This is a genomic window from Sphingomonas sp. Root710 (assembly GCF_001429065.1).
Lineage (GTDB): Bacteria > Pseudomonadota > Alphaproteobacteria > Sphingomonadales > Sphingomonadaceae > Rhizorhabdus.
This window is the reverse complement of sequence record NZ_LMIB01000012.1, coordinates 748,218-761,502: the sequence shown is the minus strand read 5'-3', so window position 1 is coordinate 761,502 and position 13,285 is coordinate 748,218. Positions and strand designations below refer to the sequence as shown.

12 protein-coding genes are annotated in these 13,285 nt (G+C 64.8%); 3 read left to right on the top strand and 9 right to left on the bottom strand.

From position 1 onward, the window contains the following. Positions 1 to 82: 82 nt before the first annotated feature. Both ASE00_RS13515 and thyA read right to left on the bottom strand, forming a co-directional pair. Positions 83 to 571: a dihydrofolate reductase gene (locus ASE00_RS13515; RefSeq protein ID WP_056381047.1), complete on the bottom strand. Its 489-nt coding sequence runs from the start codon at positions 569 to 571 to the stop codon at positions 83 to 85. Next, positions 568 to 1,497, bottom strand: a complete 930-nt coding sequence (gene thyA, locus ASE00_RS13510) for a thymidylate synthase (protein ID WP_056381044.1) — start codon at positions 1,495 to 1,497, stop codon at positions 568 to 570. Before thyA ends, ASE00_RS13515 begins: the two co-directional genes overlap by 4 nt. A 98-nt stretch (positions 1,498 to 1,595) precedes the next feature. Between thyA and ASE00_RS13505 the strand changes: the two genes are divergently transcribed. From ASE00_RS13505 to ASE00_RS13495, 3 genes are read left to right on the top strand one after another with little or no spacing between them, the layout of a single operon-like run. Further along, on the top strand, positions 1,596 to 2,387 hold the full coding sequence (locus ASE00_RS13505; protein ID WP_056381043.1) for an exodeoxyribonuclease III: 792 nt from the start codon (positions 1,596 to 1,598) through the stop codon (positions 2,385 to 2,387). After that, positions 2,384 to 3,445, top strand: a complete 1,062-nt coding sequence (gene ribA / locus ASE00_RS13500) for a GTP cyclohydrolase II (RefSeq protein WP_056381042.1) — start codon at positions 2,384 to 2,386, stop codon at positions 3,443 to 3,445. Before ASE00_RS13505 ends, ribA begins: the two co-directional genes overlap by 4 nt. Continuing rightward, positions 3,442 to 3,951 (top strand): L,D-transpeptidase family protein, encoded by a 510-nt coding sequence (locus tag ASE00_RS13495; protein WP_056381040.1) that lies wholly within the window; start codon positions 3,442 to 3,444, stop codon positions 3,949 to 3,951. The genes ribA and ASE00_RS13495 overlap by 4 nt, the downstream gene beginning before the upstream one ends. A gap of 125 nt (positions 3,952 to 4,076) precedes the next feature. Here ASE00_RS13495 and ASE00_RS13490 read toward each other — a convergent pair whose 3' ends face one another. From ASE00_RS13490 to ASE00_RS13460, 7 genes are all read right to left on the bottom strand, one after another. Beyond that, the gene (locus tag ASE00_RS13490; protein ID WP_056381038.1) at positions 4,077 to 4,595 is read right to left on the bottom strand and encodes a RidA family protein; all 519 of its coding nucleotides are present in this window, start codon (positions 4,593 to 4,595) and stop codon (positions 4,077 to 4,079) included. A 17-nt stretch (positions 4,596 to 4,612) separates the two neighbouring features. Then, complete coding sequence (locus tag ASE00_RS13485) at positions 4,613 to 5,032, bottom strand: c-type cytochrome (protein ID WP_056381037.1); 420 nt, start codon at positions 5,030 to 5,032, stop codon at positions 4,613 to 4,615. Continuing rightward, the gene (locus ASE00_RS13480) at positions 5,032 to 6,642 is read right to left on the bottom strand and encodes a flavin monoamine oxidase family protein (protein ID WP_056381034.1); all 1,611 of its coding nucleotides are present in this window, start codon (positions 6,640 to 6,642) and stop codon (positions 5,032 to 5,034) included. The genes ASE00_RS13485 and ASE00_RS13480 overlap by 1 nt, the downstream gene beginning before the upstream one ends. Positions 6,643 to 6,733: 91 nt before the next feature. Next, entirely contained in the window at positions 6,734 to 9,412 is a 2,679-nt protein-coding gene (locus ASE00_RS13475) for a TonB-dependent receptor plug domain-containing protein (protein ID WP_056381033.1), read from the bottom strand. Positions 9,413 to 9,791: 379 nt separating this feature from the next. After that, a complete protein-coding gene (locus ASE00_RS13470) occupies positions 9,792 to 10,202 on the bottom strand; it encodes a MerR family transcriptional regulator (RefSeq protein WP_056381031.1) in 411 nt (136 codons plus the stop codon). Positions 10,203 to 10,205: 3 nt separating this feature from the next. Then, positions 10,206 to 11,933, bottom strand: coding sequence for a long-chain-fatty-acid--CoA ligase (locus ASE00_RS13465; RefSeq protein WP_056381029.1), 1,728 nt, complete (start codon positions 11,931 to 11,933; stop codon positions 10,206 to 10,208). 22 nt (positions 11,934 to 11,955) lie between these two features. Continuing rightward, positions 11,956 to 13,266, bottom strand: a complete 1,311-nt coding sequence (locus tag ASE00_RS13460; RefSeq protein WP_056381027.1) for an OmpP1/FadL family transporter — start codon at positions 13,264 to 13,266, stop codon at positions 11,956 to 11,958. Positions 13,267 to 13,285: the final 19 nt, after the last annotated feature.

The window sequence follows — 13,285 nt, the reverse complement described above, 5'->3', positions numbered from 1 at the left end:
GGTCGCCGCAGAAGCCTCTTCGCCGCTCCTGCCACCGGGTGGATGCTGAAACGAGTTCAGCATGACGGGTGGGTTTTTTTGGTCAACGCCGCCGCAGCGTCACGAAAGCGAATCCGGGTCGCTCATCCGCCGCCGCGTGCTCCTCGCGCGCATCTTCGCGCCAGACGGCGGGATCGAAGGGCGGCACCACCGTGTCGCCTTCGGGTGCGTCGTCGACCTCGGTCATTTCGATCCGGTCGGCGCGGGGCAGCAGCAGCGCATAGATCTCCGCGCCCCCGACCACCGACAGCCGTTCGTCCTCCGCCGCGGCGATCGCGGCGTCTGCGTCGTGGACCACCTCAGCCCCTTCCGCACTCCACCCCGTATCACGGGTCAGCACGATATGGCGGCGGCCGGGCAGCAGGCCGGGCAGGCTCTCGAAGGTCTTGCGGCCCATCAGCATCGGCGCGCCCTGCGTCAGCGCCTTGAAGTGCTTCAGGTCCGCCGGAAGCCGCCAGGGCAGGTCGCCGTCGCGCCCGATCACGCCATTGCGCGCGCGGGCAAGGACGAACACCACTTCGGGCCTGGTCACACCGCCACCTCGGCCTTGATGTGCGGGTGCGGGTCGTAACCCTCGATCACGAAGTCGTCGAGCGCATAGGCAAACATGCTCGACGGCCTGCGCGCGAAGCTCAGCTTCGGAAAATTGCGCGGCGTGCGCGACAGCTGTTCTTCCACCAGATGGCCGTGGTTCGAATAGACATGGGTGTCCGCGCCCATCCAGACCAGCTCGCCGGGCTCCAGATCGGTCTGCTGCGCCAGCATGCGGATCAGCACCGCTGCTTCGAAAATGTTGAACGGAAAGCCGAGGCCAAGGTCGCACGACCGCTGGTAGAGGATGCCCGACAGCCGCCCGTTGGCGACATGATATTGATAGGTCATGTGGCAGGGGGGCAGCGCCATGCCGGGCAGTTCGGGCACGTTCCAGCCGGTGAAGATCAGCCGCCGCGACCCCGGATTGGTGCGGATCATCTCGACCAGCTCGGCGATCTGGTTGATGCCCTTGTCCTCGCGCTTGTAGAGCCCGTCCTTGCCGGTCGGCGTGTAGCGCGGCCAGTCGACCCATTGCTTGCCATAGACCGGACCGAGATCGCCCCATTGCTTCGCGAATTCCGCGTCCTCGATGATGCGGCGTTCGAAATCGTCGCGGTCGATATCCTCGCCGGTCGCCTTGCGATATTCGTCGAGCGGCCAGTCGGTCCAGATATGGACCTTCTGCATCACCAGCGGGCGGATGTTGGTGTCGCCCGACAGGAACCAGATCAGTTCCTTGATCGCCGACTTCCAGAAGATCTTCTTGGTGGTGATCAGCGGGACCGTACCGTCGGAGAGATCGAAGCGCATCTGCACGCCGAACAGCGCGCGGGTGCCCACGCCGGTCCGGTCGACCCGCTCGTCACCGCCATACCAGGCCCGCGCCATGGCATCGAGATATTGCTGTTCGGGATGCTCGGTCATGGGAGGTGGGTAGCCGCATTTCCCCCCTCCCTTCAAGGGACGGGGATATCTGTCGAAGCACTGGCAATCGCCCAACGGCCTCGCTACATCGCCCCCTCATGGCAAAGCTCAAGATCGCGTCCTGGAACATCAATTCGGTCCGCGCCCGCATCGATATCGTCAAGCAGTTCCTGGAGGAGCAGCAGGTCGATATCCTCTGCCTGCAAGAGACCAAGGTCCGCGACGACACCTTCCCGTTCCAGATGTTCCGTGACATCGGTTACACGCATTTCGAGATCAACGGCCAGCCGATGCACCACGGCGTCGGAATCATCTCGAAACTGCCGCTATACGATCATGGCAAGCATGACTGGCAGGACAATGGCGAGGCGCGCCATGTCGGTGTGCGGCTCGATTGCGGGATCAGGCTGGAGAATGTCTATGTCCCCGCCGGTGGTGACATCCCCGATCGCGATCTCAACCCGAAATTCGGCCAGAAGCTCGACTTCCTCGGACGGATGATCCGCTGGTCCGAAGAGCTCAAGGAGCCCACCCTGCTCGTCGGCGACTTCAACATCGCCCCGCTCGAATGCGATGTGTGGAGCCACAAGCAGCTGCTCAACGTGGTTAGCCACACCCCGATCGAGGTCGAGACGCTCAACCGGCTCCAGGCGAGCCATGACTGGGTCGATCTCGGCCGCCACTTCATCCCCGCGCCCGAACGGCTCTACACCTGGTGGAGCTACCGCGCACAGGACTGGGCCGAATCCGATCGCGGGCGGCGGCTCGACCATATGTGGGCAAGCCCAAGCCTCGCGCCGAAGGCGACCAACCATTATGTCTGCGAGCCGTGCCGCTCGTGGATCAAGCCGTCGGACCATATCCCGCTGATCACAGAGCTCGACGTGTGAGCGGCGCCCGCGACACCGCGCGCGCCATCGACGCGCTCAAGCGCGGCTGGCCGGTTGCGGTGACCGTCGGTGCGGGGCGGCTGGTGCTCCTCGCGGTGGAAACCGCGAACGATGTGACGCTCGCGCAGTTCGATGCCGCGCAGCCCGCCGACGTGCTGCTCTCGGCCGCGCGCGCCGCGACACTCAACCTTGCCAACCAGCGCGAAGCGGCGAGCCCGGCTAGCCCGGCGCTGATCGAGCGCGTGCCGTGGCTCGACCTGCCGACCGCGATCGCACTCGCCGATCCGGTTCGCGATATGGCGACGCCTTTGAAGGGGCCGTTTCGCGCCAAGCCGGTCGCCATGCCCGAGGCGGCGGCGGCGGCGCTCCGCCTCGCGCGGCTGGCGGGCCTGCTCCCCGCACTGTTCGTGACGCCGGGCGGTCCCGCCGAGACCGAGGTCGAGGCAGGTGCGCTCGACGATTATGAGGATCCCGCGCACCTTGTCATCGCCTCGCAGGCGCGCCTGCCTGTTGCGGTCAGCGAGAAGGCCGAGATCGTCGCCTTTCGCCATGTCGCCGACGCCGCCGAGCATGTCGCGCTGATCATCGGCACCCCCGACGGCACCCCGCCGCTCGTCCGGCTGCACAGCGAATGCCTGACCGGCGACGTGCTCGGCTCGCTCAAATGCGATTGCGGGCCCCAGCTCGCCGGGGCACTCGACGCTATGACCCATGCCAACTGGGGCATCCTCCTCTATCTGCGGCAGGAAGGGCGCGGCATCGGCCTGATCAACAAGCTGCGCGCCTATGCCTTGCAGGATCAGGGCTTCGACACGGTCGACGCCAATCTCCGGCTGGGCTTCGGGGTCGACGAGCGCGACTTCCGGGTGGCGGCGCGGATGCTGGCGCTGCTCGGCCAGCTCAGCGTCCGGTTGATGACCAACAATCCGCAGAAGGTCGCCGGGCTCGAAGGTGCCGGTATCGCGGTGGTCGAAAGGGTCCCGCACAAGATGGGCGAGAATCCGCACAACAGCGCCTATCTCGCCACCAAGCGCGACCGTACCGGCCACCAGCTATGAACCGCGCGGTCCGCGTCGACAGCGCGGCGCTGACCCTGACCGGCCCCGATGGAACGACGATCCCCTGCGCGATCGGGCGTTCGGGCGCGGGCCCCGCCGCCGACAAGCGCGAGGGCGACGGGATGACCCCGCTCGGCTGCTGGCCGATCCGCACCGTATTGTTCCGGCCCGGCAGGGCCGCGCCGCCGCCGGGGTTTCGGTTGCCCTGGCGCTGGATACGCGACGATGACGGCTGGTCGGACGGCGCGGGCGATCCTGATTATAACCGCCCGGTGCGCCACCCGCATGGTTTCTCTGCCGAGCGGCTGGTCCGCGATGACGGAGCCTATGACGTGATCGTCATCCTCGGCCACAATGACGCGCCGCCCGTCGACGGCATGGGCAGTGCGATCTTCCTCCATTGCAGCGAGGGGCGCCCGACCGCGGGCTGCGTCGCGGTCGAGAAGCCGGATCTGCTGGCGCTGCTGGCGCAACTCGCGCCCGGGGATGCGGTGGAGATTTTCTAAAACTCCCCTCCCTGCCAAGGGAGGGGTAGGGGGTGGGTTACCCCGCGCGATGGCAAATCAGCCTGCCACCCCAGTCGGCCAGACCCACCCCTCGATCCCCTCCCTTGGCAGGGAGGGGAGGACCGTCACTTCTTGGCCGGTTTCACCGCCGTCACTTCCAGCTCCACGAGATACATCGGCTGCACCAGCGCGGCGACCATCACCGTCGAACGGGCGACGGTGCTCGGGTTCTCGGCGGTGTTGAAGAACTGCAGAAAGCCTTCCATGTAGCCCTTGAAGTCCATCTTGCCGAGCTTGGGATCGGCGGCGAGGAAAGCGGTCATCTTCACGACATCGGACAGCTTGTAGCCCTTTTCCTCGAGCAACGCCTTGATCTTGGTGAGGGTGCTGATCGTCTGGGTCTTGGTGTCGCCGAAATCCTCCACGGTCGCTTTCTTGGCGGGGTCGATCGGATCGGCGAGCTGGCCCGACAGGTAGAAGGTGTCATAGCCCGGAGGCACGATCGCCCCCTTCAGGATTGCGCCGGGCTTGCCGTCGGGGCCGGTGCTGGTGAGCTTCTCGACCGGCGCTGGCGGGACGGCGAACAGGGGACCCGCAAGCATGGTCAGGGCGAGCGCGGCGGCCGCGATCTTCATCGTCTTCATGGTGAACTCCTCAGGGGTCAGTGGGCGGAAATGACTTTGGTGTCGGTCGGATCAGGGGCCTCGCCGCTACGCATGCGGGCGACCTGCGCGGTCGTGACCGGCGTTTCGGCATTGCCCCAGCTGGTGCGGACATGGGTGAGCGCGGCGGCGATCTGGGCGTCGGTAAGGTCGCCCTTGAAGGTCGGCATGCCCGCGCGGCCCTCGAGCACGACGTGGATCGCCGGGCCCGGCGACCCCTTTACGAAGGCGTCGCCGGCCAGCGCCGGGAATGCGCCCTCGATGCCCTTGCCGTCCTCCTGGTGACAGGCGGCGCAATTGTCGCTGAAGACCTTGGCGGGGTCGGGCGCGGCGGCGGGCTCCTGCGCGGGCAGGGCGATGGCGCTCGCCGCCGCCAGCCCGGTCAGCGCGATGGTGCAAAACATCGTGCGCATCGCCATCAGCCCTTCATCGCCCGGGCATGCAGCCGTTCGATCTGTTGCCAGGCGCTTTCGAACGCGCCCGCCTGCCAGCCGCCAATATAGCTCATATGTTCTCCCGCCAGATAGATGCGGCCATCGGGTTCGGTGAGCACCGGATAAGCGGTGGCGCGCGCCTCGTCGCTCCACATCCCCCAGCCGCCGAGATTATATTTCACCCGGTGCCATGCGACCGAGAAGCTGTTTTCATAGCTGTCGCGATAGGCGCCGGGGAAGATCTTCTCGCCATAGGCGACGGCCATCTCGGCGCGTTCGGCGGGCGTCTTCGCCGATACCTTCGCGGCGTTGGCGATGAAGTTGTAATAGCCGAGCAGCACGCCCTTCTGCCCCTGCCAGCCGGTCGACGGAAAGGCGATGTTATTGACGTCGGGATTGTCGCAGAAGACGTGCCCGCCATAGATGCCATGATCCTCCTCCCAGAAGCGGCGCTTCATCTGGAGGCCGATCTTGCCGACCGGCGCATAGGCGCACTTGGCCAGCGCCGCCGCGAAGGCCGGCGACAGGCCATGGTCGATCCCCTTCAGCACCGACAGCGGGATGGTGCAGATGCACCAGTCGGCGCTGATCGTCTCGGGCTTGCCGTTGCGGAGGACGTCCACCGTCACGCCGTCGGGCGATTGGCGGATGCGCTGCACCTCGGTCTTGTAGCGGATCATCCCCTTGGGAAGGTTACGGGCGATCGCCTTGGGAATCTGTTCCATGCCCTGCACCGGCTGGAACATCGTGCGCTGCTGCGTCCATTCGCGCGCGACGCTGGACAGCATATGGCCCAGGCCGCTGTCGAGCAGATCGTTCATCTTGTAGGGAACCGACGGCTTGCCGGGCCCGGGATCGACCCCCGCGCCGGGTTCGACGAGATATCCGCGTCCCTCCGCGCCCGTGTAATTTAGATCCTTTTTCGACAGTGCGCCAAAGTCGACCAGGAACTCGATGAACTTCTCCTTGTCCTCGATGCCGAAGCGGGCGTCGAGCGCGCCCTGCCGCGACAGCTTGGCGAGGATTTCCGAACTATAGCCGAGCATGTCGGCGGCGACCTCGGCCTTGCGGACGCGCTTGCCCGCGAGCGGGCCGGTCCCGCGTTCGAAATAGAGGAAGGAGGCGTCGTTGTCGTTGTTGAAAAGCTCCAGCGGAACCCCGAATTTGCGGGTGTAGTGCAGCGTCGAATGATGGTGATAGGGAATCCGCCAAGGGCCATGGTTGATATAGAGCCCCTCGTCGAAATCGCAGGTCTGGGTGGCGCCACCCAGCTCGGTCAGGGTGAAGCCCTTGCGCGCGGTCTGCGCGCGTCCGCCGGGAAAGCTGCGCGCCTCGATCACGGCCACGTCATAGCCGGACTGGGTGAGCTCATAGGCCGAGGCGAGACCGGCATTGCCCGCCCCGAGCACGATGACCTTCTTCTGCTTCGGCGTGCCGCCCAGCTTGGGCGGCGCAGCCATCGCCGATCCGATACCGAAGCCGAGCGCGTCCATGCCCGCCAGCAGCGCCGCGGTCCCGCCGATCTTGGCCAGCTTTTCGAGGAAGATGCGCCGGGACAGGCCGTCCGCTGCCGATCCCATGTCAGATTCGCCCATTATCGCTCCTTCGCGATGCTATCAGGAAACATTATTTATAGAAAAGAAAGGCCGGGAGCGACGTGAATCGCCCCCGGCCCGTAGCGCCGGATCAGAACTTGAAGCCGACCTTGGCGTAATAGAAGCCGCCGTTGAACCCGAAGGGCGAAGTGTCCGGATAGACGTCGCCGGTGAAACGGCCGCCGGTGGAGGGGAAGGTTCCGCCGAGCGTGATCTTGTCGGGATAATTGTCGAACAGGTTCTGGGCGCCGATCGAGAGGGTGAAATTCTCGGTCACCTCGTAGCTCGCCTCGATGTCGAACACGAACTCGCTGCTGAACGTCTCCGAGATATAGCCATTAGGGCCGGGGCCGTCGTCAGCCGTGGAGTATTTGCTGTACCAGTTGACCCGCCCGAGGACGGAGAGCGGACCGCTGGTGAAGTTCTCGGTCAGGATGGCGCGATATTTCGGCAGCGTTTTCTCGATCTGGTAGACCTTGGTGTTGGTGATGATCGTGGCGTCGCGCTTGGTGACTTCGCTCTTGTTGTAATTGAAGGCGAAGGTCGTGTTGAACGTGCCCATGCCGGTGGGCATCCGGTAGCTGCCAACGATGTCGATGCCTTGGGTGCGCGTGTTGAATGCGTTGGTCAGGAACTGGACCTCGTTGACGGTCGCGTAGTTGGCGAGACCGAGCGCCTGCAGCGTGGGGCGCTGCGCGTCGACGACGGTGAACGTCCCCGACGTGCCGATACGATCGCGCACCTCGATGTTGTAATAATCGATGGTGAGGGTCGCTCCGGGTGCCGGCGTGAACACGAAGCCGCCGCTGAAGTTGGTCGATTTCTCCGGCGTCAGCGGTACGGCGCCAAGGAACTGGGCAACCGGGCTCGACACGGGCAACGTCATCGACTCGATGGCGTTCGGATTGCCCGGATTGAACACGGTCGCGATGCTGCTGGTGTTGACCTGGCCGGGGGTCGGGGCGCGGAAGCCGGTGCTCGCCGTGCCGCGGATCGCGACGAAGTCCGCAATGGCATAGCGCGCAGAGATCTTGCCGGTGGTCGTGCTGCCGAAATCGCTCAGCTTTTCGTAGCGGCCGGCAAGGCCCAGCGAGAAGGCGTCGGTGATGTCGCCTTCGATGTCGATATACACGCCTTTGGATGTCCGGCTGCTCGAGCCGGCAATCGCCGGACCATAGCCGGGGAAGCCGTTCGCGCCGACCGGCTGGCCGGTCGAGAGCTGTACCAAATTACCGTTGGAGTCTCGCGTGAGGACAGGAGTTCCATCCTGGTGGAACACGAGGTTGCCGGTGTAAGGACCGACCGCATAGGAGGCGGGATCGCCCAGCCCGAGTTCATAGGACTCGCGGTGGAACTGCCCGCCGAAGGCGATCGTGATAGGGCTCGCAAGCCCGACTTCCCATGGATAGCTGAAGTCGGCGTTGAACAGGGTTTCACGCTGCTCCAGCTTGCCGAGGTAGAACTCGTTCGGCGAGTTGACGCCGAGCGATGGGTTCATCGAGTTGGTCAGCGAATAGGCCAGCGTGTTCTGGCCATAACCTGCGCTGATGTCATAGTTCAGCCCGAAGCCGAGCGTCCCCTTATAACCGACCGTGCCCGATATATCGTCGATCTTACCAAAGAAGATCGGCGTAAAGCCGCCCGGATATACGCAGCTGAAGTTCTGCACGAGCGGATCGGCGCACGTGCTGACCTGGGTATAATCTCGCGGTGTGGCGCTGAATTCGGGCAAAACCTCGTAGCTGTTCGGCGCATAGACGTTGCCGCCCGCCGCGCCGGTCTGGATGCCGGGCAGGGTATTGTCGAAATCGGTGAAGATGTCGTTGAAGATGCCGTTCTTGCCGAAGCCGGTGGCGTTCACCGATTGACGGTAGTTGAAGCTCTCCTCCTGGAAGCTGTGGCCGTAGTTGCCGAAGAAATAGAGGCTGCTGTCCTCGAACTCGAAGCCGCCGTTGACGAAGAAGCGCTCCGATTCCAGCGCTGGATTGCCATAGCGCTGGGCGAGCTTCGGAACGCCGATATTGGGTTGCTCGATCGACAGCTGCAACGCGCCCGGGCGGGTGACGCCGCGGCTGGTCTTGCCCGAGTTCACATATTCGCCGCTGACGTTGATGAAGCCGGTGTCGCCGAGCTTGAAGCCCGCGTTCAACGCGACCTGATAGTCCTTGCCGTCGCCCTCATAATATTGGCCGTAGCGCGCATAGCCGCTGATGCCGCTGTCGTCGGTCTTCAGCGTCATCGCGATGACGCCCGCGATCGCGTCCGAACCATATTGCGCTGATGCGCCGTCGCGCAGCACTTCGACGCTCTTGACCGCGACCGCCGGAATCTGGGCGAGATCGGCCGAATGGGCGCCCGCGCTGAGCGCGTTCGCGCCGATCTGGACGAGCGCCGAGCGGTGCAGGCGCTTGCCGTTGAGCAGCACCAGCGTCTCGTCCGGCGGAAGGCCGCGCAGGTTGGGCGGCCGGACGAAGCTCGATCCGTCGCCGATCGCGTAGCGCGCGACCGAGAAGGAGGGGACCAGGCTCTGAAGTACCTGGTTCATGTCGGCGGTGCCCTGCTTGGTGAGCTCTTCGCCCGCATAGACGTCGATCGGCGTCGGCGATTCGGCAACTGTGCGGTCGGTTCGCCGCGTGCCGGTGACGATGATGACCTGGCTGCCGTCTTCCTCCGCACCCGCGGCTTGCGGTTCGGTTTGCGCCATCGCGGCGGAAGCGGAAAGGCTGGCGGCGGCCAGCGCCGCCCAGGACACAATTTTCAGATGCTTCATGTGAGCCCCCAAAAGATTCATGAAAATCTTTCAGGACACCTGCCCATATTCGACAGTATCAAGGATAATCAAGGATACATGGCATAAGTCATTATTCTACGAATCGCAGAATAATCCCAATCAACTTACGCCATTTGACCCGAATCGATGCTCCCGTCCGTCTTTTGATATTTTCAGACTAAGATCTGAATCCGAGTCGGCAATGCATGTTTTCTTTCATAATTGTTAAAATGAAGAGATTGTGACTTTTATGCCACGTTCGGCTTCACCCCACGAAGCTACACCTCGCGCGGTCATAGAGACGAACGGCGTGCGAAAAGCCGCCATCCTCTCGGGCAAAATTTTTTCCTGAAACGAAATATTGATGCGCGGCGTGCGCTCAGCCGGCGATTGCGATCCGTTCGCGGCACTGCCGGGCGATGTCGCGCAATTCGTCGAGCGTCTGGTCGAGCGCCGCGCGCTGTGCTTCGAGCGCCTCGACCCGTTCGGTGACGCGCTCGAGCAGCCGCCGCGTCTGTGACAGGTGCAGCTGGTCGGCGTCGTAGAGGTCGAGGAACTCCTTGATCTGCCGCAGGCTGAACCCTAGCCGCTTGCCGCGCAGGATCAGCTGGAGCCGGCCGACCTCGCGCCGCGAATAGACCCGCATCGTCCCAACCCGCTGCGGGTCGAGCAGGCCCTTGTCCTCATAGAAGCGGATCGTCCGGGTGGTCACGCCCAGTTCGGTCGCGACATCCTGGATGCCGCGCAGGGGCTGGCGTTCGTCGCCATCGGACGGAGCGCGCTTTGCCATCGCTCAGGCGGCCGCCTTGGCCTTGGCGGCTTCCTCGGCAACGAGCTCCTTTTTCGACAGCTTGCCGATCAGCGTCTTGGGCAGGCTGTCCCGAATCTCGATCTCGCGTGGCATCTCGATCTTGGAAATGCGGGTGGCGAGGAAATCATGCAAGCCCTCCGGCGTCGCTGGCTGGCCGGGGCGCAGCACCACGAACGCCTTGGGCGCCTGGCCGCGATATTCGTCGGGCACCCCGATCACCACCGCCTCCAGGATCGCGGGATGCTCGTACAGGGCTTCCTCGATCATCCGCGGATAAACATTATAGCCGCCGCAGATGATCACGTCCTTGATCCGGTCGACCAGGAACAGATAGCCGTCGGCGTCGAGATAGCCGACGTCGCCGGTCCGGATCGCGCCGTCGATGAATATCTTGGCGGTCTCCTCGGGTTTGTTCCAGTAACCCTGCATCACCTGCGGCCCGCGCGCGCAGACCTCGCCGCGTTCGCCGACGGGCATCAGCTGGTGCGGGTCGTCGAGGCTGTGGATTTCAATCGTCGTGCCGGGGAAGGCGATGCCGGCGCTGTTGTCCTTGACGATGCCGCCTTCGGTCGGATTGCAGGTCAGGATCGGCGAGGTTTCAGACAGGCCATAGCCTTCGACCACCCGGGCGCCGGTCAGCCGTTCGAATTCGGCCCGCACATCATAGGGCAGCGGCGCGCCGCCCGAAACGCAATAGTCGAGATCCTCGAAATGGATCTCGCGCGTCGCCGCGGCCTTGTTGATCGCGGTCAGCATCGTCGGCACTGCGAGCAGCTTGGTCGGCCGCGTCCGCTTCACGGTCTTCAGGAACTGGCCGAGCTCAAAGCGCGGCAGCAGGATCATCAGCGCGGCGGTGTCGACCGAGAAGTTCAGCACCGTCGTCAGTGCGAAGACGTGGAACATCGGCAGCACGCCCATGATCCGGTCCTGCGCTTCTTCGGGGCCGCTGCCGACATGGCCGACATGCAGGATCATCTGCCGGCAATTGGCGGTCAGATTGGCGTGGCTCAGCATCGCCGCCTTGGGCACGCCGGTGGTGCCGCCGGTATATTGCAGCACCGCGACATCGTCGGGCGACATCGCCACCGGACGGAAGCTTTCGCCGTTTTCGGCCAGGCTGCGGAAGGCGACATGGCGCGCATCACGCGGCCAACGGGCGATCTCGCCGCGCTTGAACAGCCGGTAGGCGATCGACAGCAGCGGCGGAAGGACATCGGCCAGCGGACAGACGATGATCTTCTGAAGCCCGCACTCCTCGGCCACCGCCGCGACCTTGGCATGGATGCCGGCGACGTCGATCACCGCCATCACCGTCGTGCCCGAATCGCGGATCTGGTGCCGCAATTCATGTTCGACATAGAGCGGGTTGAAATTGACGATCGTTGCCCCGCAGCGCAGCGCCGCGAAATAGAGGATGACGAAATAGGGCGTGTTGGGCAGGCAGAGGCCGAGGCGGACGCCGGGGCCGACGCCCATCGCCTGCAATCCGGCGGCGACCCGGTCGACCTGCGCGCCGATCTCCGCATAGGTCCAGCGCCGTCCGAGGAAGTCGACAGCGTCACGCGCGCCATGATCGCGCACCGCCGCATTGAGCATATCGGTGATGAGCCGCTTCGGAATCGGCGGGAGCGCTGGCACGCTCCCGCCGTCCGGGGATGCGGCGCCGCGACCGGGGGAATATGGGGTGGTCACGTCGCCGCCTGGAGACATCGTCGTCGGTTTCCTTTCTCGATCAGAAGCTCATCCGCCCGCCGATGGCGAGGATGACCACGCTGGCCTTGTCGAGCCGGCCGTCGGGAAGGATGATCGTCTGCGCCGGGGTGCCCAGGTAGAAGCCGCCCGGACGATCGATCGTCGAGTCCTTAAGGTTCAGGTAGCTTGCTGCCGCGTCGAGGGTGATCGACTCGGTGACCGCGAAGGAGGTGCCGAGCGAGAAATTGACGCGCGAGGCGTCGGGCACGCGGGCATCGCGCGAACCGTCGCGTGTAGGCGTCTTGTCGATCTGGACGCCGCCACGCACCGTTACCGTCGGGCTGATGTCATAATCGGCGCCAATCGCATAGCTCCAGCTGTTCTTGTAGTTCTGGGGCAGCGCGGCGTTGACCGGCGCGCCGAGGCTGATCGCGTCGAACTTGTTCCATCCGGCGCGGACGACCTGGGCGTTCAGCGTCAACGCGTCGGTCGCGTGGAAGCGGGCGCTGGCGATCGCCTGCCAAGGCGTGCGGAAGCTGGCGGTCACGTCGCTGATCGTGCCGTTCGATCCGGCGAGCGGGCCGAGCAGGCCGGCGGTGGTGATGCTGCCCTTCAGCTTGTGCTTGATCGACGATTTATAGCTGAAGCCCAGGTCGATCATCTCGCTCGGGTGGAGCTGGACACCGGCCGACCAGCCGAAGTCCCAGCCCTTGCCGCGCAGCGTCTGGTGCCCGTCGGGCAGCAGCGGCGAAAGGTTGGGCAGCGAGTTGGAGAGCGATGCCTTGCTGTGCTCGGCGTTGAGCGCGATGCCGATACCGATCAGCGGCGACGGCGCAAAGGCGATCGACGGCTGCAAGTCGAAGGTGGTCAGCTTGGTCTTGTCGGCGGTGTAGCGCGCCCAGCTCGTGCCCTTGTAATTGGTGGCGAAGCTGTAGGGCGCCGTCACCGCCATGCCGACCGCCCACTGGTCGTTGATCTTCCAGCCTACCGCGCCCGAGGGGAGATAGCCCTTGTTCAGCGGGTCCTTCGACACCTGCTCGCCGCCGACCGGGGCCGGCGCCTGGCCGGGGCGGATGATGCGGGTGTTGACGTTGGTGACATTGCCCTTCGGCAGGATCGCCGCGATGCCGCCATAGACGCTGCTCTTCTCGTTGCCCGCGATCGCGGCCGGGTTCCACCACAGCGACGCCGCACCCTGGTCGGCGGCTTCGCCCGAATAAGCGCGGCCCGCGCCGCGCACCGATTGTTCCTGAAGGTAGAAGGCCGAAGCCTGTGCCGCGCCCGCGCTGACCAGCGCGACCGTCGATGCTGCGCCCGCCAGGGCGATGCGCCGGAAATTGAAATAGGTCATCGGGATCGTTCCTCTCTTC

Excerpts from the sequence above, each read along its gene's own strand:
- thyA (WP_056381044.1), bottom strand. The coding sequence starts at position 1,497 with ATGACCGAGCATCCCGAACAGCAATATCTCGATGCCATGGCGCGGGCC.
- ASE00_RS13505 (WP_056381043.1), top strand. The coding sequence starts at position 1,596 with ATGGCAAAGCTCAAGATCGCGTCCTGGAACATCAATTCGGTCCGCGCC.
- ASE00_RS13495 (WP_056381040.1), top strand. The coding sequence starts at position 3,442 with ATGAACCGCGCGGTCCGCGTCGACAGCGCGGCGCTGACCCTGACCGGC.
- ASE00_RS13490 (WP_056381038.1), bottom strand. The coding sequence starts at position 4,595 with ATGAAGACGATGAAGATCGCGGCCGCCGCGCTCGCCCTGACCATGCTT.
- ASE00_RS13485 (WP_056381037.1), bottom strand. The coding sequence starts at position 5,032 with ATGGCGATGCGCACGATGTTTTGCACCATCGCGCTGACCGGGCTGGCG.
- ASE00_RS13480 (WP_056381034.1), bottom strand. The coding sequence starts at position 6,642 with ATGGGCGAATCTGACATGGGATCGGCAGCGGACGGCCTGTCCCGGCGC.
- ASE00_RS13475 (WP_056381033.1), bottom strand. The coding sequence starts at position 9,412 with ATGAAGCATCTGAAAATTGTGTCCTGGGCGGCGCTGGCCGCCGCCAGC.
- ASE00_RS13470 (WP_056381031.1), bottom strand. The coding sequence starts at position 10,202 with ATGGCAAAGCGCGCTCCGTCCGATGGCGACGAACGCCAGCCCCTGCGC.
- ASE00_RS13465 (WP_056381029.1), bottom strand. The coding sequence starts at position 11,933 with ATGTCTCCAGGCGGCGACGTGACCACCCCATATTCCCCCGGTCGCGGC.
- ASE00_RS13460 (WP_056381027.1), bottom strand. The coding sequence starts at position 13,266 with ATGACCTATTTCAATTTCCGGCGCATCGCCCTGGCGGGCGCAGCATCG.